The organism is Pannonibacter sp. XCT-53 (genome assembly GCF_009915765.1).
In the GTDB taxonomy this organism is placed as follows: domain Bacteria; phylum Pseudomonadota; class Alphaproteobacteria; order Rhizobiales; family Stappiaceae; genus Pannonibacter; species Pannonibacter tanglangensis.
This window is the reverse complement of sequence record NZ_JAABLQ010000001.1, coordinates 629,544-647,060: the sequence shown is the minus strand read 5'-3', so window position 1 is coordinate 647,060 and position 17,517 is coordinate 629,544. Positions and strand designations below refer to the sequence as shown.

Here is a 17,517-nt window from a genome sequence, read left to right as displayed (position 1 = left end):
TTCTGTGCTATTGTGCCGCCACAAGAGCCCGAAGTGGCGCAATCCTTCCAAGAAGCCGGGAATGACTGAAAATTTTCTCCTCGATCCATCGGACATTCGTGTCTTGCGGGTGCTCCAAAGGGACGCCTCACAATCCATTGCCGAAATTGCCAAGGCTGCCGGGATGAGCCAGACGCCGTGCTGGCGTCGCATCAAGAAGCTGAAGGAAATGGGGGTCATCCGCCAGGTGGTGGCCGTCGTCGACCGGGAATCGGTCGGTCTCGGCTTCGTGTCCTATGCCTTCGTGAAGCTCACGGTGCCGAGCCGCGAGAACATGGAGACCTTCGACAAGCTCGTGCATCACTGGCCGGAAGTCGTCACCTGCGAGCGGATCACCGGCGCGGTCGACTATCTGATCAAGGTCGTCACCGACGACATCAAGGCCTATGACAACTTCCTGCGGCTGAAGCTCCTGGACAACACGCTGGTCTCCGACGTGCAGTCCCGGATCGTGGTCAACACGGTGAAGGACACGGTGGCGTTGCCGCTGCGCGAGCGCTGAGCACATTCATCTGCTTTTAAAACGTAGAAAGATCAAAGCAGCCACAGGAAAAAATCAATCGATGCTAGAAATCGCCGGAGGAATTCTAATTGCAGTATTTGTAATTTGGATGATACCGGTGATTTTTGCCTTTCTGATTTTAATAGCAAGACCTACAGCGATTACGATACTTGTATTGATTGCGGTTTATTTGCTATTCCTTGGAATCGAATTCATATATCAGCAGTACAAAAATGATCCAAGATTTTTTTTAACTGTACTAGGATCAACTCTAATAGCTACCGGAATTATTATAGTTTACATTTTTTGCAAAGAAGAATTCCAATTTTTAGGGTGGGTAATATTTAGAGTAGCGACTCACGCAGCGGTGTCAATTTTTGGTATACTGCTGCTGGTCAAGTCAATTCCTGATATTTTATTTGACGATATACAGTATCTAACCCTGATCATGGCCGCGGCTGGAGCAGCATTGCTCTTCATCGGCCTTCTAGGCATGATGGGCGCATCAAAAATCCTTCAAAAGCAATTGACGGAGCTAAAAAAAGGGCAAACGCTCAAGGTCGACTCGGCTAAGCGAACCGATTAGGCGACAGCGGGCCGGGGTCCACGAACGGGACCTGGCCGGTGATCATCTCCGCCACCAGCCGGCCGGTGACCGGCCCGAGCGTGAAGCCCACGTGGCCATGGCCGAAGTTCAGCCACAGGCCCGATTCGCCGGGCGCCGCCCCGGTGACGGGCAGCGAGTCCGGCAGGCAGGGGCGAGCGCCCATCCAGGGCTCTGATTCCACCGGGATGCCGAGCGGCAGGATCTCCCGCGCCTTGGCCAGCGCGCGCGTCACCTGCACCGGCGAGGGCGGCGCATCGCGGTCGCGGAACTCGATGCCGGTGGTAAGCCGGATCCCCTTCTCCATCGGCGTCAGCACGAAGCCGTTTTCCAGATCGACAACAGGCCGGGTCAGCGACACGTTGGCCGGAGGCTTGTAGTGCAGGTGATAGCCGCGCTTGACGATCATCGGGAAGCGCAGGCCGAGGGTCTTCAGGAGGTCCGGGGCCCAGGGCCCGAGACAGATGACGGCGGCCCGCCCCCACACCGGCCCGCGATCCGTGGCCAGCGCCCAGCCCCCGCGCGAGCGGCTGAGCCGCCGGGCGTCGCCGAGATAGAGATGCCCGCCCCGGTCGGTGACGGCCTTGGCGAAGGCTTTTGTCACACCGCCGGGGCTGGAGACCGACTGGCTTTCCGGCCAGAACACGCCGCGGCAGGTGTCCGCCATCAGCGCCGGTTCCAGCTCGTTGATCTCCAGCGGGCCCAGCTCCTGGTATTCGGCGCCGAAGATCCGGGCGAAATGCCGTTCGGTTTCGCCTGCCCGGTAGGCCGCCTCGGTGCGGTAGAGATGCAGCCAGCCGGTCTTGCGGTAGAGCCGCTCGCAGGACGCGAGCGCCGCCAGTGTCTGGTGCTCGGCGACCGCGTGACGCTCGAAACTGTCGATGGCATGGGCAAAGCGCTGCAGCGCCGGCCGGGCCGATTCGCGGCGCAGCGCCCTGAGCCAGGGCAGGATGCGCAGGACCGTCTTCAGGTCGTAGTTGACCGCAGGCGTGCGCCCGAGGACGATATCGGCAAGGAAGCGCCAGTCCTCGGGGAAGCCGATCGGCACGAAACCGTTGCGTTCAATGATGCCGGCGTTGCCATGGGAGGTTTCCTCGCCGGGTTGCCGGCGATCGACAAGGGCGACGTCAAGCCCCTTGCGCTGGAGCTGCAAGGCCGTCGAGGACCCGACGATACCAGCCCCCAGCACGATGACGTCTACACTTTGCACTCCCGCACCTGCCCGCGACGGTTCACCGGATGTTGCCACCGGCATTCTCCGGCATATACCCTGAAACGCAACAAGACACAGGGATAATTCCGCAATGAATTTCAAGGCGCCGGCCGCGAGAAGCCGCGAGGTGCTGCTGGCCGCGCTGATCTGGCCCCTGGTGACGGCGGGGCTGGCGAGCCTGCACCTCGTCCTGGCCGAGGAACCGCTGACGCCGCGGGCCGTCGCCCTCATCGGGCTTTTTGCCGTCGGCGGGCTGGCGGGGGCCATCGTCGGCTGGCCGCTGGCGCTGTGGCTGTCGGACTGGCGGCGGGTCCCGTCCGCGCGCTTTGCCGCCCTGTTCCTGTGCCTCGGCCTTGCCACGGTCGGGGCAACGTCCTTCCTGTATTTCCTACAGTTCCGCGCCTACTACGCCCAGTGGCACCAGCCGACACTGTCGGTCGGCTGGGTGATCGAGACGCTGGTCACCGGCCTCAACGCCGCCTATCTCTTTGCCATCGACGGCCTGCGCATCCTGCTGCCGGCCGGGCTGCCGCTGCTGGTGGGGGCAGCGGTCGTGTTCGTGCGCCGGCGCCAGCGCGAGGACCAGGAGGGCTGCCGGCCAGACGGGCTGCGGGGCGGACTGCGGGGCTGACATCCGGGCTGATTGAGGTTCCGGGCGGTTCCTGCTATTGCGACGCCCAACGCTCCCCCGATAGACGAGGCCCGCGATGATCCCGCGCTATTCCCGCCCCGACATGGTCGCCATCTGGTCGCCAGAGACGAAGTTCCGCATCTGGTTCGAGATCGAGGCCCATGCCTGCGACGCGCTGGCGGAACTGGGCGTGATCCCGAAGGACGCGGCAAGAACCATCTGGGACAAGGGCGGCAAGGCCACCTTCGACATCGAGCGCATCGACGAGATCGAGCGCGAGACCAAGCATGACGTCATCGCCTTCCTGACCCATCTGGCCGAGATCGTCGGTCCGGATGCCCGCTTCGTGCACCAGGGCATGACCTCCTCCGACGTGCTCGACACCTGCTTCAACGTGCAGCTGGTCAAGGCGACGGACCTGCTGCTGAAGGACATGGACGCGCTGCTCGCCGCACTGAAGCGCCGCGCCTTCGAGCACAAGGACACGGTCACCATCGGCCGCTCGCATGGCATCCACGCCGAGCCGGTCACCTTCGGCCTGAAGCTCGCCCAGGCCTATGCCGAGTTCGACCGCTGCCGCACCCGCCTCCTGCATGCGCGCGAGGAAATCGCCACCTGTGCCATCTCCGGCGCGGTCGGCACCTTCGCCAACATCGACCCGCGCGTCGAGGAACACGTCGCCGAGGCCATGGGCCTGAAGGCCGAGCCGGTCTCCACCCAGGTCATCCCGCGCGACCGCCATGCGATGTATTTCGCCACGCTCGGCGTCATCGCCTCGTCGATCGAGCGCCTTGCGACCGAAGTGCGCCACCTGCAGCGCACGGAAGTGCTGGAAGCGGAGGAGTATTTCTCCCCCGGCCAGAAGGGCTCCTCGGCGATGCCGCACAAGCGCAACCCGGTGCTGACCGAGAACCTCACCGGTCTGGCCCGCCTGGTGCGCGGCTACGCCATCCCGGCGATGGAGAACGTGGCCCTCTGGCACGAGCGCGACATCTCGCATTCCTCCGTCGAGCGCATGATCGGCCCGGACGCGACCATCACGCTCGACTTCGCCCTGGTGCGGCTGACCAACGTCATCGACAAGCTGCTGGTCTATCCGGAGCGCATGATGGGCAACATGGACCGCCTCGGTGGCCTGGTGCACTCGCAGCGCATCCTGCTGGCGCTGACCCAGGCCGGCTCCTCGCGCGAGGATGCCTACCGTCTCGTCCAGCGCAACGCCATGAAGGTCTGGGAGAGCTACCAGGTCGCCGGCAGCGCCTCGGTCGACTTCCTGACCGAGCTGCTCAACGACGCCGACGTGCGCAAGTATCTGTCGGAAGACGAGATCCGCGCCCGCTTCGACCTTGGCTACCACACCAAGAATGTCGACGTGATCTTCAAGCGGGTATTCGGCGAGGCGTAAGGCGATGAAGACGGCAGAGGCTGAGATCCTGCTCATCCCCGGCTTCGGCAATGCCGAGGCCGGCCACTGGATGCGCCGCTGGGCGGACAAGATCTCGACCGCCCGGGTGGTCGAGCAGGACAACTGGCTGACGCCGTCGAAGAAGGTCTGGATGGAGAACCTGCGCGCCGAGATCGGGAAGGCCACCCGGCCGGTCGTGCTGGTGGCCCATTCGCTGGGCTGCGTTCTCGTCGCCCATGGCGCGCAGGGTCTGCCGCAGGAGAAGGTCAGGGGCGCGTTCCTCGTCGCCCCCTCCGACTGGGACCGCCCGGGCCTCGTGCCGGAGTTCGACGGCGGCGACTTCGTGCCGGTGCCGCGCCTGCCCCTGCCCTTCCGCACCCATGTGGTCGCCAGCCGGAATGACGCCTACTGCGACTTCGAGGTCGCGCGCGGGCTGGCCATGGCCTGGGGCGCCACGCTGCAGGACGCCGGTCACGCCGGCCACATCAACCTGGAAAGCGGGCACGGCCCCTGGCCGGAGGGCATGATGTCCTTCGCCCATTTCATGGCGCGGCTGTAACGCCGCGCCAGTCAGCCGGCTGCGCCCTGCCCTGCACGCCCTCTTGTCACCCGATCCGCGCCAGCGTGTCCTTCAGCGCGGCGGAGAACAGCGTCAGGTCGACGCCATGGGCGATGAAGCTGTAGCCCATGTCCCGGGCCTGGGCGACGCCGGAGGCCTCGAGGCAGAAGATGCCGGCGATCTTGCCGGCCGCGCGCGTGCGTGCGGCGATATCCTGCGCGGCTGCCATCGTCAGGGGGCCGCCCGGATCGAGCCTTGCCCCCTTGTTCAGCGTCAGCGAAAGGTCGCTCGGCCCGACGAAGATGCCGTCAATCCCCGGCTCGGCAAGGATGTCGTCGAGTGCGGCGATGGCCTCCGGCGTTTCGATCATCGCCAGTGACAGAAGCTCGGTGTTGGCACTCGCCAGATAGTCGGCGGGCGACTTGCCGGCCAGCATCGCGCCGCGCTGCGGTCCCCAGCTGCGCGCGCCAACCGGCGGGTATTTCATCGCGTCGGCAAAGGCCCGCGCCTCGGCGGCGGAGTTGATCATCGGGGCGATGACCAGCTCGGCGCCGAAATCGAGCGCCCGGCTGGCCGTGCCCGATTCGCCGACCGGAATGCGGACGGCCCGGTGCGCACCCGAAAGCGCGATGGCCGCCAGCCCGTCCCGCAGGCTGGCAATGTCATGCATGCCATGCTGCATGTCGAGCGTGACACACGGATACCCGGCCCGGCCCATGACTTCGGCGAGGATCGGAACGGCCAGGTTGGACCAGGCGGTCACGATGGTTTCGCCCGCACGCAGACGCGTGGCGAGGCTGGGCTGGGGTGCATTGGACATGATCTTGGATCCCTGAACTGTCTCGACCGCGTAGCGAGAGGTTCGCCAGCGCCGTCCGGTTGGAGCGGGATCAAAGCCGGTTCGCACCGCGCCGGCAAGCCATGCGACACCGCAGGCTGTCCGGCACCCTCAAACAAGTGCACCGCTGGTCAAGACGCGCGTTTGCGGAGCCCAAAAACAAAGACCCCGCCGAAGCGGGGTCTCGAAGGCTCATCGGAGAACGGCTTATTCGCCCTTCTGGATCTGGTCGATGGCGGTGTGCATCAGCTCGTCCATCGTGCGGCGGATCTGGTGGTCGGACTGGTCGACGGACCCGTTGTCGAAATCGGCCCGGATCTTGCGGAACACGTCCTCGTCGCCGGCTTCCTCGAAGTCGGCGCGCACGACTTCCTTGGCATAGGCTTCCGCCTGCTCGCCGGACAGGCCAAGCCGTTCGGCCGCCCAAAGGCCAAGCAGCTTGTTGCGACGGGCCGTCGCCTTGAAACGCAGTTCTTCGTCATGGGCAAACTTGCCCTCGAAGCCCTGCTGACGGTCATCAAACGTGCTCATCGGGTGCCTCCTCACTGGCGGACAGGTGGTCTGCTCCCCATATGGGGGCTCATTCGGGCTTCTCAATATCGTCCGCTGTCATTCAAATCAACGCGCTATCGCCGCAATTAAGCAGTCGTGCGGAGGTTCGGGAAAAGACCGGCCCGCGCTCATTGTGCTTTTGCGAAGGATCGGTTAAGTTCCGCGCCGCTAATGCGGGGCTAAATGTCGATACCGAGGGGATTGGTCAGCGCACGCGACACCCGGAATCAGACGCCAAGGAGCATCCCGCCTCGATGGATTTCCTCAAACGAACACGGTACGTGCCCATGAATCGCCGCCGGCGCATCTATGAAGGCAAGGGCAAGATCCTCTATGAGGGCCCGGAGCCTGGAACCTTGATCCAGCATTTCAAGGACGACGCGACTGCCTTCAACGCCAAGAAACACGAAATCGTCGATGGCAAGGGCGTCCTGAACAACCGGATCTCGGAATACATCTTCAACCAGCTGAACGGCATGGGCATTCCGACCCATTTCATCCGCCGCATGAACATGCGCGAGCAGCTGATCCGCGAAGTCGAGATCATCCCGCTGGAAGTCGTGGTGCGCAACGTCGCGGCCGGCTCGCTCTCTTCGCGCCTTGGCCTCGAGGAAGGCACCCAGCTGCCGCGCTCGATCATCGAGTTCTACTACAAGAGCGACGCCCTCAACGACCCGATGGTCGCTGAAGAGCACATCACCGCCTTCGGCTGGGCCACCCCGCAGGAGCTCGACGACATCATGGCGCTCGCCATCCGTGTCAACGATTTCCTGTCCGGCCTGTTCCTCGGCGTCGGCATCCGTCTCGTCGATTTCAAGATCGAGTGCGGCCGCCTGTTCGAGGGCGACATGATGCGCATCGTCGTTGCCGACGAGATTTCCCCGGACAACTGCCGCCTGTGGGACATCACGACCAACGAGAAGATGGACAAGGACCGCTTCCGCCGCGACCTCGGCGGCATGCTCGAGGCCTATCAGGAAGTCGCCCGCCGTCTGGGCATCCTGAACGACAACGAGCGCCCCGGCGGCACCGGCCCGACGCTGGTGCAGTAAGCATCCGGCATCGCGCCCCCGAAACGGAAAACCCCTGGCGAACACTTCGCCGGGGGTTTTTGCTTTTCCGGGTGCCGCGCGGGTCCTTGGCTCTTTCGCGCCTGGCCTCTCTGGTGTAAGGAGCGCGCAACGGAAGGCCCAGCGCGGCCGAGGCGATCAACGGAAAGACGACAGCGATGAAGGCACGTGTCACCGTCACCCTGAAGAACGGCGTTCTGGATCCCCAGGGCAAGGCCATCGAGGGGGCGCTGGGCGCGCTCGGCTTCGGCGGCATCGGCGGCGTGCGCCAGGGCAAGGTCTTCGACATCGAGCTGAGTGACCGGGACGCGGCCAAGGCGCGCGAGGAAATCGCCGCCATGTGCGAGAAGCTGCTCGCCAACACGGTGATCGAGAACTACGCCATCGAGATCCTCTGAAGCGGAGGCAGCCGGCCCTGCCGCTGCTGCTCAAGGCGCAAACCAGACCAACGGGGAACCGAGATCATGAAGTCCGCCGTCATCCTCTGCCCAGGCCTCAACCGCGACCGCGACATGCTCTATGCGCTGGAGACGATCACCGGCCGCAAGCCCGCAACGGTCTGGCACACGGACACCGACATCCCGGACGTTGATCTCATCGTCATCCCGGGTGGCTTTTCCTACGGCGACTACCTGCGCTGCGGCGCCATTGCCGCGCGCTCGCCGGTGCTGCAGACCGTGATCGAGCGCGCCGCCAGGGGCGTGCATGTCCTGGGCGTGTGCAACGGCTTCCAGATCCTCACCGAGGCGGGCCTTCTGCCGGGCGCCCTGATGCGCAATACCGGCCTGAAGTTCATCTGCAAGGAAGTGAAGCTCAAGACCGTCAACGCCCGCACCGCCTTCTCGAATGCCTTCCAGGAGGGCGAGGTCTGGCGCTGCCCGATTGCCCACCATGACGGCAACTACTTCGCCGACGCCGAGACGCTGAAGGCCATCGAGGACAACGGCCAGGTCGTGTTCCGCTATGCGGATGGCCAGAACCCGAACGGCTCGCTGAACGACATTGCCGGCATCGTCAACGCCAAGGGCAATGTCCTTGGCATGATGCCGCATCCGGAGAACCTGATCGAGGATCTGCAGGGCGGCCGCGACGGCCGCAAGCTGTTCGAAAGCCTCGTCGGCCAGCTGGTCGCCTGACCAGAAACACCAAACCCGGCGCGGGGACAGGACATGAGCAAGCTCGAACTGCCCCGCGACCTCCAGAGTGACATCGCCAGCCGTCTTGCCGCCTTCTGCCGCACCGAGCTGGACATCGATCTTGGCAACATGGACGCGCTGCGTCTCCTCGATTTCCTGAGCCAGGAAGCCGGCAGCGCCTTCTATACACAAGGCGTGCGCGACGCCGCCGCCCTCGCCGCCCGCCGCTTCGACGATCTCAGCGACGATCTCTCCGCCCTGGAGCGCCACGACCGGCGGTGAGACACCGAGCGGTTGGCGATCAGAAACCCGCCCTCGCCGGTGTTGCACAAACTGACCGCGGCCCCCCTCTCCCCCCTTGAGGGGGAGATGTCCGCGCATGCGGACAGAGGGGGGTGCAGCGCCGCCGCGCTGTTCCACCTTCACTCTTTCCTGACAGGCCCAATACCCCCCTCTGCCCCCGACCGGGGGCATCTCCCCCTCAAGGGGGGAGAGCATCCGGCTCCTGACCACTCCGGGACGACAAACAGCTGTTCGACTGAAGGGACCAGGGCCTTCCACTCGACGTCCCGACTTGGCGGGCACGCAGTCGCTGCCCTTGCCGCTCCCCTCCCCTTGCCGCCCCCCTCCCCTTGCCCCTCCCGGTGCCGATGTGCATGCTGGCGCAAAACGGGGGTGGACTGATGACGGGCGATGACTTCTTCCAGCCGGTGTCCGGCTTTGACCTGCCGCGCTTTGCCGGAATACCGACCTTCATGCGCCTGCCGCATGTCGGCATTGCCGACGACCGCGCCGCGGATGTCGACATCGGCCTGATCGGGGTGCCCTGGGACGGCGGGACCACCAACCGTGCCGGCGCCCGCCATGGTCCGCGACAGCTGCGCGACCTCTCGACCATGATCCGCCAGGTGCATCCGCACACGGGCGTCAATCCGTTCAGGCTGGCGCGCTGCGCCGATCTTGGCGATGCGCCGGTGAACCCGGCGGATGTGCAGGACGCGCTGGCCCGCATCACGGGCTTCTACGACCAGGTGATGGATCTCGGCATCACGCCCCTGTCCGCCGGCGGCGACCATCTCGTCTCCCTGCCGATCCTGAGGGCCCTCGCCCGGCAGGGGCCGCTCGGGATGGTCCAGTTCGACGCCCACACCGATCTCTTCGACGGCTATTTCGGCGGCTTCCGCTACACCCACGGCACGCCCTTCCGCCGCGCCATCGAAGAGGAGCTTCTGGATCCCGAACGGGTCATCCAGGTCGGCATCCGCGGCACCATGTATGACGGCGAGGACATTGCCTGGGGCGAGGCCCAGGGCGTGCGCATCATCATGATCGAGGAACTGATGGAGCGCGGCGTCGAGCATGTGATGGACGAGGTGCGCGAGCGCGTCGGGCGCGAGCCGACCTATGTCACCTTCGACATCGACGGCATCGATCCGGCCTTCGCCCCGGGCACCGGCACGCCCGAGATCGGCGGCTTCACCTCGTTCCAGGCACAGCGGATGATCCGCAAGCTCTCCGGTCTCAACCTCGTCGGCGCGGATCTGGTCGAGGTATCGCCCCCGTTCGATCCGTCAGGCGGCACCGCCTGGCTCGGCGCATCGCTGCTGTTCGAGCTCCTGTGCGTGCTCGCCACGGCCCGCGAGGCAGCCGCATGACATGAAAAGGCATCCTGCGCCCGGGGGCGACAGGATGCAAGGTGGACAGGCAATCAGGCGAACGGGACCTGCAGGCAGATCAGGCCCTGAGCAGCCCGTCGATGTGGCGGATGACCTCCTGCGAGGCCTTTTCCATCTCGGCCATGGCTTTCAGCGCACCATCCTTGTCGCCGGCGGCATGCAGGCTGGCGGCCTGCCGGCCGAAGCGGTGCACCGCCTCGTGGACCGGCAGCAGCGCCGCGAAGGAGGGATGGTTGCGCAGTTTCGGATCGCGGACCCCGTCGTACCACTTGCCAAGCCGGCAGGAGTGGTGATCGTTGAGCTCGTCGCTGTGCAGGTTCTTCAGGCCGACGAGCAGTTCCGAGAGCCGCTTCTTCCACAACAGGTGATCGGACTTGGCGCGATGCAGCACATAGTTGCGGATCTCGCGCTTGTCGAGCTCGGCAAACTGCGCGGTGATGATGGTCTCGGAACTGCCGACCGCCCGGATCACGCTGTCGGCATGACCGGCCGCCGTCTCGGAATGGCGGGCGACCGCGTGCAGGCCCTTCGCAATCTCGCGCACGGCCTCGCTCTGCTGGCTCAGCAGGCCGGCAATGGCATTCATCCGCGAGGTGTTGCCGCCGACATGGTCCAGGACCGAGCCGATCTTGGAGGCCGCGTCTTCCGACTGCTCGACGCTCTCGCCCACGAGACCCTGGACGTCGTCGACCGCCGCCATCACCTCGCCGACATGCACCTGCAGGCGCTCGATGCGGGCGCGGATGTCGTCGGTCGCCTTCTGCGTCTGACCGGAGAGCTGCTTCACCTCGCTGGCCACGACCGCAAAGCCCTTGCCGGCTTCGCCGGCACGGGCCGCCTCGATGGTCGCATTGAGGGCGAGCAGGTTGGTCTGCTGCGCCAGACCGTCGATGGTGGCGACGAAGGTGCCGATCTGCTCGGCCGCGAGCGCCAGCTGGCGCGCGCTCTCGCTCATCTTGTCGAAGGAATCGCCGATCTGCCGCGAAGAGATCGCGGCCTTGCGGGTGGCACCGGCGCCCGAATGCAGCGACTCATGCGCCACCTCCATCGAGGTCGCCGCCTCGTTGGCGGTGTGCGAGATCTGCTCGATCGACGCGGTCATCTCGTCGACGCTCGCCGCCATCACCGAAGCCTGCCGGTCCGTGGCCCGGATCTCGCCGGTGATGCGGGCCGTCGCGGCCATGGCCTCGCTGGCCTGGACCGAAAAGTCCACCGTCTGGCCCAGCTGCGTCTCGTCCTGGCGCGCCAGCGTCGCTGCCAGCGAGGTCAGGGCAACCGCGATGTCGGCCGGCAGCGCCTCGATCCCGCTCAGCGGGGCGCGGGCTTCCAGGGCGCGCAGGGCGCTGACGATGGCCACGACGGAAAGATCAGGGGCTTTGCTTGCGGCAGTCTCGGATGCGGGCGTGGCAGTCTTGAAACGAAACATGGTCTTCCCCTTCGTCATTTCTAACGATAGCTACGACGACAGGCTGAACGAAGACTTAACGCAAGGCGCCAGGCTCGAGAAAATGACGCAGGGTCATCCTGGACTTGGTGCACACCGCCGCCGGCAAGCAGGGACGCCCCACCCCGGCGGCAATCCGCGCCAAGCCTGTGCTTTTGACCCCCGAAGCCCTCCCATTCCCGGCGGTGATCTGTTAAAGGGGGCTCGAACCGCCCCCGGCACTGTCCCTTGCGCAAAGAAGCGGATGCCCATGATCCCGAACGACATCAAGATCACCCCGGACCTCGTCGCGGCCCACGGCCTGAAGCCCGACGAATACCAGCGGATCCTCGACCTGATCGGCCGCGAGCCGACCTTCACGGAACTGGGCATCTTCTCGGCCATGTGGAACGAGCACTGTTCCTACAAGTCCTCGAAGAAGTGGCTGAAGACTCTGCCGACCAGCGGTCCGCGCGTGGTCCAGGGACCGGGCGAGAATGCCGGTGTCGTCGATATCGGGGATGGCGACGTGATCGTCTTCAAGATGGAGAGCCACAACCACCCCTCCTACATCGAGCCCTACCAGGGTGCGGCGACGGGCGTCGGCGGCATCCTGCGCGACGTCTTCACCATGGGCGCACGTCCTGTTGCGGCGATGAACGCGCTGCGCTTCGGCGCGCCGGACCATCCGCGCACGCGTCACCTCGTCTCCGGCGTTGTCGCCGGCGTTGGCGGCTACGGCAACTCCTTCGGCGTGCCGACGGTTGGCGGCGAGGTGGAGTTCCACGCCCGCTACAACGGCAACTGCCTCGTCAACGCCTTTGCCGCCGGCCTCGCCAGGAAGGACGGCATTTTCCTGTCCAAGGCGGAAGGCGTCGGCCTCCCCGTCGTTTATCTCGGTGCCAAGACCGGCCGTGACGGCGTCGGTGGCGCCACCATGGCCTCGGCCGAGTTCGACGACAGCATCGAGGAAAAGCGCCCGACCGTTCAGGTGGGCGACCCCTTCACCGAAAAGTGCCTGCTGGAAGCCTGCCTTGAGCTGATGGCGTCCGGCGCGGTGATCGCGATCCAGGACATGGGCGCGGCCGGCCTCACCTGCTCGGCCGTCGAGATGGGTGCCAAGGGCGACCTCGGCATCGAGCTCGATCTCGACATGGTGCCGGTGCGCGAGGAGCGCATGACCGCCTACGAGATGATGCTGTCGGAAAGCCAGGAGCGCATGCTCATGGTGCTCAGGCCGGAGAAGGAAGAGGAAGCCAAGGCGATCTTCGTCAAGTGGGGTCTCGACTTCGCCATCGTCGGCAAGACCACCAACACGCTGCGCTTCATCATCAAGCATCAGGGCGAGGTGGTTGCCGACCTGCCGATCAAGGAACTCGGCGACCAGGCGCCGGAATATGACCGCCCGTGGATCGAAAGCCCGAAGCGCCCGCTGCTGGCTGCAAGCGACGTGGCCGAGCCGGCCGACTATGCGGATGCGCTGGTGAGGCTCGTCGGCGGGGCCAACGGCGGGTCGCGCCGCTGGGTCTATGAGCAGTATGACACGCTGATCCAGGGCAACACGGCCCAGCGTCCCGGCGGCGATGCGGGCGTCATCCGCGTCAATGGCGCCGGCAAGGGCCTCGCCTTCTCCGCCGACGTGACGCCGCGCTACTGCGAGGCCGATCCGGTCGAAGGCGGCAAGCAGGCCGTCGCCGAAGTCTGGCGCAACCTGACCGCCGTCGGCGCCGAGCCGCTCGCGATCACCGACAACCTCAACTTCGGCAACCCGGAAAAGCCGGAGATCATGGGCCAGTTCGTCGGCTGCATCAAAGGCATCGGCGAAGCCTGCCGCGCTCTCGACTTCCCCGTCGTCTCCGGCAACGTCTCGCTCTACAACGAGACGCATGGCCAGGCCATCCTGCCCACCCCGGCCATCGCCGGCGTCGGCCTGCTCGATGATGTCACGGTCAGCGCCAGCATCGCCTTCGCGCGCGCCGGCGAGACCATCCTGCTGATCGGCGGCCAGGGCAGCCATCTGGGCGCCAGCCAGTATCTGGCCGAGATCCTCGGCCGCGAAGAAGGCGCACCGCCGCCGGTCGACCTGGCCGCAGAGCGCCGCAACGGGGACCTGGTGCGCGGCTGGATCCGCGCGCGCCGCGTCACGGCGGTGCATGACATCTCCTCCGGCGGCCTTGCCGTGACCCTGGCCGAGATGGCCATGGCTGGCGATCTCGGCGCGCAGGTCCGCATCGAGGGGCCGGCCCACGCCGCCCTGTTCGGCGAGGACCAGGGCCGCTACGTGGTCACCGTCCCCGCCGACGCGGCCGATGCGGCCATCGAGGACGCGCTGGATGCCGGCATCGACATCCGCCGCCTCGGCACCACCGGGGGAACGGATTTGACTGTCGAGGGCATCCTCACCATATCCGTTGCAAAGCTGCGCGCGGCGCATGAAGAATGGTTCCCGGCCTTCATGTCGGCACGGTGAACCTGAGGGGCACACGCCGCCGGCAAGGAAACGCACAGGGCCTGACGGCCAACGCCGTCAGGTCATCCGGAATTCAGAGGGAAAAAGGGTCTGACCGATGCCGATGGACGCGAATGAAATCATCACCCTGATCAAGGCCGCCCTGCCGGACGCCAAGGTCGAGGTGCGCGATCTGGCGGGCGATGGCGATCACTATGCAGCCAACGTTGTCTCCGAGGCCTTCCGCGGCAAGAGCCGCGTCCAGCAACACCAGATGGTCTACCAGGCCCTGAAGGGCAACATGGGCGGGACGCTCCACGCCCTGGCGCTGCAGACCAACGCACCGGACTGATCCCGTCCGAGGGACACCATTCCTGCGGGCCGCCTGCGGCCCGTTCTCACAAGGATGAAGCGATGAGCATTCAGAACTGGATCAAGAACGAAGTCGAGACCAACGACGTGGTGCTGTTCATGAAGGGCACGCCGAACTTCCCGCAGTGCGGGTTCTCCGGCCAGGTCGTGCAGATCCTCGACTATCTCGGCGTGCCCTACAAGGGCATCAACGTGCTCGAGGACGCCGAGCTGCGCCAGGGCATCAAGGACTTCACCAACTGGCCGACGATCCCCCAGCTCTACGTCAAGGGCGAGTTCGTCGGCGGCTGTGACATCGTCCGCGAGATGTTCCAGAACCAGGAACTGCAGGCCCTGTTCGCGGAAAAGGGCGTCGCGGCCTGACCCGCGCGCCCTCTGGCGCGGCCTGCAACCAGAAATCTGTGGACCGGCTGCCCCAGCGTCAGCCGGTCCTTTGCTGTCAGCTAGGCAAATTTTGCCGAGCAGCCTAACCTGAATGGCAGGTGAATGCCGGATTCAGGGTCAGTACAGTCGTGTACCGCCATTCTCCGTACCAAGACCGGACCAGCCGGATGTCAGGGAGCGGGGACGATGCTGAAGACCACCAGCCTTTTTGCTTTTGCCGCATCGGCGCTCATTGTCAGCGCCGTGGCCGTTGCCAACACGCCCGGCCTGCTCGGCCAGGACAACGAGCTGACCCGCGTCAGCTGTGCCAGCGTCATGCTGTTCGTGCCGGCCCAGGGCCGTTCTGCCGAAGACCTCTGCCAGCCGCATGGCGGTGTCGCTGCTGCCGGATCGCGGCCGGCGAGCGAGGGCGTCGTGGTGTTGATGCGCAATGCGCCCGCCGGCGGCTTCAAGGGCCGCTACGAGGCCGGCTCCTGATCCGGCCGGCGAAGCCGCGGATCGCCCTGCCCGTCTGACCGGCTCGTGCGGCCACGCAAGGCCTGGCCGCCCGGATCGCGCCAAAGCGAGGATCCCAGTTCAGGGCGTCCAGTCCCGGGCGACCAGTCCCGGCTCGCCGTTTCGGGGGGCCATTGCGGGGGAACCGGTCTCGGGATCCGAGTGCGAAGCTGCCGGCCCGGGCCCAGCCCGGACCAGCGATGCCACCGTCCTACTCGGCCGCAAACAGGTTCCGCGTCATCGCAAGACCGGCGCCGCAGGGTTCCTCGTTGTCGCGCGCTTCCTTGCCGGTGCTCTCGCCGGGGCGCACCGAGACGAAATCGAACAAAGTCCGGTCGAGGAGATGCGACGGCCGGGTATGGGCCAGCGCCCGCGCCATGACGCCCAGGCGGCCCGGAGAGGCACGTTCCCAGTCCATCAGCATGCGCTTGACCTCCTCGCGCTGCAGGCCATCCTGCGAGCCGCAGAGGTTGCAGGGAATGATCGGAAACTGCATGGCTGCCGCATAGCGTGCCACGTCGCTCTCGGCGCAATAGGCGAGCGGACGCAGCACCAGCAGGTCCCCCTCGTCATTGACCAGCTTGGGCGGCATCGACGCCAGACGCCCGCCGTGGAACAGGTTCATGAAGAAGGTCTCGAGGATGTCCTCGCGGTGGTGCCCCAGCACGATCGCCTCGCAGCCCTGCTCGCGCGCGATCCGGTACAGGATGCCGCGCCGGAGCCGCGAGCACAGCGAGCAATAGGTCTTGTGCGCCGGGATCTTCGCCGTGACGATCGAATAGGTGTCCTCGCGCACGATGATGTTCTCGATGCCGTTCTTCTCGAAGAAGGCCGGCAGGATCTCGGGCGGGAAGCCGGGTTGCGCCTGGTCCAGATTGCAGGCCAGCAGGTCCACCGGCAGCAGGCCGCGCCATTTCAGGTCCATCAGCACGGCCAGCAGCGTGTAGCTGTCCTTGCCGCCCGACAGGCAGACGAGCCAGCGGGGGCGCTTCTGATGCGCGTCCGGCGGCACCATGCCGTAGTCGTCGATCGCCTGGCGCACCTCGCGCAGCAGCCGCTTGCGCAGCTTCTTGAACTCCACCGTCGACGGCGCAGCCCTGAGCATCGCCGGGCAGTCGGCATCCGCGCCCCTGTCCGTGTCGGTATCCGTGTCCAGGGAAGGATCGAGCTGTTCGTTCGCAAGGGTCATCGTGGGATCCTGATCGCTGACCGGCGCCTGAGGCGGCGCACGCAAGCCGTCCGGGGTGCTATGCCGTTCCCTCCGGCGTTTGTAAAGGGCCGCGCCCGCCCGCGCCCCCCGCAAAAAGAAAGGCCGCCCGGAGGGGCGGCCAGTTGAGAGGAGGCTTGGGAGGAAAACAGGCAGGCAAACCGGTTACTGATACTTGGCAAGGATGGCGGCCTGCGTGCCGTCGTCGATCATCGACTTGAGCGCGGCGCGCATCTTCTCCAGCGTGGCCGGATCGGTGTTGAGGTTGCAGGCCATCGACAGGGTGGTCTCGTTGATGACGAACGCCTCTTCGACGGCGGCACCGGTCTTCTTCAGGTTCTCGTAGAAGGAGCCCGACACGGCCACCAGATCGACACGACCGGCCTCGAGCTTCTTCAGCGTCTGCTCGAGATTGTTGGCAGGATCAATGGTGGGGAAGCCGGCGGTCTTCAGAAGATCCTCGGTGTAGTCCTTCGCCTGGGTCCCGATCCGGAAGGTCTTGGCCTCGTCAACCGTCTTCGGCGCGACGCTGGAGCCGGCCTTGCGGATCAGGATGGTGCGGTCCACGAACAGCGGCTCGACCCAGGTGAAGCGCTTGTCCCGTTCCGCGCTGTGGGAGGCGGTGAACACGCAGGTGTTCGGGTCCTTTTCGGCCAGGCCGATCGCCCGCGACCACTGCATCATCTCGGCCTTGTAGGGAACGCCGGCACGCTTCATCAGCTCGAAGACCTGATCTGCACCGATGCCGACGATCTTGTCGCCCTCCATGAAATTGTAAGGCTTGTAATCTTCGGTCGTCAGCGTGATTTCCGCTGCGTTGGAATGTCCCATGAAGCAGACAAGAGCAATTGCAGAGAGCAGGATCTTCTTCATTCCAGCAGTCCTCCGAGATCTTACGGGGCAGAGATATTGTCCGCCTGATGAGTTGACCTTGCGTCAGATTTATTGCGCGAGCGTTACCG

At 65.5% G+C, this 17,517-nt stretch carries 20 protein-coding genes; 14 read left to right on the top strand and 6 right to left on the bottom strand.

Annotated features, from left to right (window positions below; genetic code table 11):
- Positions 1 to 61 precede the first annotated feature (61 nt).
- Both GWI72_RS02975 and GWI72_RS02970 read left to right on the top strand, forming a co-directional pair.
- A complete protein-coding gene (locus GWI72_RS02975; RefSeq protein ID WP_161675583.1) occupies positions 62 to 541 on the top strand; it encodes an Lrp/AsnC family transcriptional regulator in 480 nt (159 codons plus the stop codon).
- Positions 542 to 602: 61 nt separating this feature from the next.
- A complete protein-coding gene (locus GWI72_RS02970; RefSeq protein ID WP_161707827.1) occupies positions 603 to 1,127 on the top strand; it encodes a hypothetical protein in 525 nt (174 codons plus the stop codon).
- On the opposite strand, the gene GWI72_RS02965 is transcribed toward GWI72_RS02970, so the two are convergent.
- Positions 1,111 to 2,355, bottom strand: a complete 1,245-nt coding sequence (locus GWI72_RS02965) for an FAD-dependent oxidoreductase (RefSeq protein WP_161707826.1) — start codon at positions 2,353 to 2,355, stop codon at positions 1,111 to 1,113. The genes GWI72_RS02970 and GWI72_RS02965 overlap by 17 nt on opposite strands.
- 94 nt (positions 2,356 to 2,449) lie before the next feature.
- Between GWI72_RS02965 and GWI72_RS02960 the strand changes: the two genes are divergently transcribed.
- The 3 genes from GWI72_RS02960 to GWI72_RS02950 all read left to right on the top strand — a co-directional run bounded on the left by GWI72_RS02960 (position 2,450) and on the right by GWI72_RS02950 (position 4,953).
- Positions 2,450 to 2,989, top strand: coding sequence for a hypothetical protein (locus GWI72_RS02960; protein ID WP_161707825.1), 540 nt, complete (start codon positions 2,450 to 2,452; stop codon positions 2,987 to 2,989).
- Positions 2,990 to 3,065: 76 nt separating this feature from the next.
- Positions 3,066 to 4,394: an adenylosuccinate lyase gene (gene purB / locus GWI72_RS02955; protein WP_161675580.1), complete on the top strand. Its 1,329-nt coding sequence runs from the start codon at positions 3,066 to 3,068 to the stop codon at positions 4,392 to 4,394.
- A gap of 4 nt (positions 4,395 to 4,398) precedes the next feature.
- A complete protein-coding gene (locus GWI72_RS02950) occupies positions 4,399 to 4,953 on the top strand; it encodes an RBBP9/YdeN family alpha/beta hydrolase (protein ID WP_161707824.1) in 555 nt (184 codons plus the stop codon).
- A 46-nt stretch (positions 4,954 to 4,999) separates the two neighbouring features.
- Here GWI72_RS02950 and GWI72_RS02945 read toward each other — a convergent pair whose 3' ends face one another.
- A complete protein-coding gene (locus GWI72_RS02945; RefSeq protein WP_161675578.1) occupies positions 5,000 to 5,773 on the bottom strand; it encodes an HpcH/HpaI aldolase family protein in 774 nt (257 codons plus the stop codon).
- A 225-nt stretch (positions 5,774 to 5,998) separates the two neighbouring features.
- Entirely contained in the window at positions 5,999 to 6,322 is a 324-nt protein-coding gene (locus tag GWI72_RS02940; RefSeq protein ID WP_161675577.1) for a DUF1476 domain-containing protein, read from the bottom strand.
- A gap of 275 nt (positions 6,323 to 6,597) precedes the next feature.
- Between GWI72_RS02940 and purC the strand changes: the two genes are divergently transcribed.
- From purC to speB, 5 genes are all read left to right on the top strand, one after another.
- Complete coding sequence (gene purC / locus GWI72_RS02935) at positions 6,598 to 7,395, top strand: phosphoribosylaminoimidazolesuccinocarboxamide synthase (RefSeq protein WP_161675576.1); 798 nt, start codon at positions 6,598 to 6,600, stop codon at positions 7,393 to 7,395.
- 176 nt (positions 7,396 to 7,571) lie between these two features.
- Positions 7,572 to 7,811, top strand: coding sequence for a phosphoribosylformylglycinamidine synthase subunit PurS (purS, locus tag GWI72_RS02930; RefSeq protein WP_106752908.1), 240 nt, complete (start codon positions 7,572 to 7,574; stop codon positions 7,809 to 7,811).
- Positions 7,812 to 7,877: 66 nt separating this feature from the next.
- Positions 7,878 to 8,549: a phosphoribosylformylglycinamidine synthase subunit PurQ gene (gene purQ, locus GWI72_RS02925; RefSeq protein WP_161707823.1), complete on the top strand. Its 672-nt coding sequence runs from the start codon at positions 7,878 to 7,880 to the stop codon at positions 8,547 to 8,549.
- 33 nt (positions 8,550 to 8,582) lie between these two features.
- Complete coding sequence (locus GWI72_RS02920) at positions 8,583 to 8,831, top strand: DUF2164 domain-containing protein (protein WP_161675574.1); 249 nt, start codon at positions 8,583 to 8,585, stop codon at positions 8,829 to 8,831.
- Between the two features lie 401 nt (positions 8,832 to 9,232).
- Positions 9,233 to 10,204: an agmatinase gene (gene speB, locus GWI72_RS02915; RefSeq protein ID WP_161707822.1), complete on the top strand. Its 972-nt coding sequence runs from the start codon at positions 9,233 to 9,235 to the stop codon at positions 10,202 to 10,204.
- Between the two features lie 79 nt (positions 10,205 to 10,283).
- Here speB and GWI72_RS02910 read toward each other — a convergent pair whose 3' ends face one another.
- Positions 10,284 to 11,651, bottom strand: a complete 1,368-nt coding sequence (locus tag GWI72_RS02910; protein WP_161707821.1) for a methyl-accepting chemotaxis protein — start codon at positions 11,649 to 11,651, stop codon at positions 10,284 to 10,286.
- A gap of 268 nt (positions 11,652 to 11,919) precedes the next feature.
- Here GWI72_RS02910 and purL point away from each other — a divergent pair, with 268 nt between their 5' ends.
- The 4 genes from purL to GWI72_RS02890 all read left to right on the top strand — a co-directional run bounded on the left by purL (position 11,920) and on the right by GWI72_RS02890 (position 15,330).
- Complete coding sequence (gene purL, locus GWI72_RS02905; protein ID WP_161707820.1) at positions 11,920 to 14,118, top strand: phosphoribosylformylglycinamidine synthase subunit PurL; 2,199 nt, start codon at positions 11,920 to 11,922, stop codon at positions 14,116 to 14,118.
- Positions 14,119 to 14,215: 97 nt separating this feature from the next.
- On the top strand, positions 14,216 to 14,449 hold the full coding sequence (locus tag GWI72_RS02900; RefSeq protein WP_161675570.1) for a BolA family protein: 234 nt from the start codon (positions 14,216 to 14,218) through the stop codon (positions 14,447 to 14,449).
- A gap of 62 nt (positions 14,450 to 14,511) precedes the next feature.
- The gene (gene grxD / locus GWI72_RS02895) at positions 14,512 to 14,832 is read left to right on the top strand and encodes a Grx4 family monothiol glutaredoxin (RefSeq protein WP_161675569.1); all 321 of its coding nucleotides are present in this window, start codon (positions 14,512 to 14,514) and stop codon (positions 14,830 to 14,832) included.
- A 207-nt stretch (positions 14,833 to 15,039) separates the two neighbouring features.
- Complete coding sequence (locus GWI72_RS02890) at positions 15,040 to 15,330, top strand: antitermination protein (protein ID WP_161675568.1); 291 nt, start codon at positions 15,040 to 15,042, stop codon at positions 15,328 to 15,330.
- Between the two features lie 229 nt (positions 15,331 to 15,559).
- On the opposite strand, the gene ttcA is transcribed toward GWI72_RS02890, so the two are convergent.
- Positions 15,560 to 16,537, bottom strand: a complete 978-nt coding sequence (ttcA, locus tag GWI72_RS02885; RefSeq protein WP_209000042.1) for a tRNA 2-thiocytidine(32) synthetase TtcA — start codon at positions 16,535 to 16,537, stop codon at positions 15,560 to 15,562.
- Positions 16,538 to 16,720: 183 nt separating this feature from the next.
- Positions 16,721 to 17,428 (bottom strand): substrate-binding periplasmic protein, encoded by a 708-nt coding sequence (locus tag GWI72_RS02880; protein WP_161707819.1) that lies wholly within the window; start codon positions 17,426 to 17,428, stop codon positions 16,721 to 16,723.
- Positions 17,429 to 17,517: the final 89 nt, after the last annotated feature.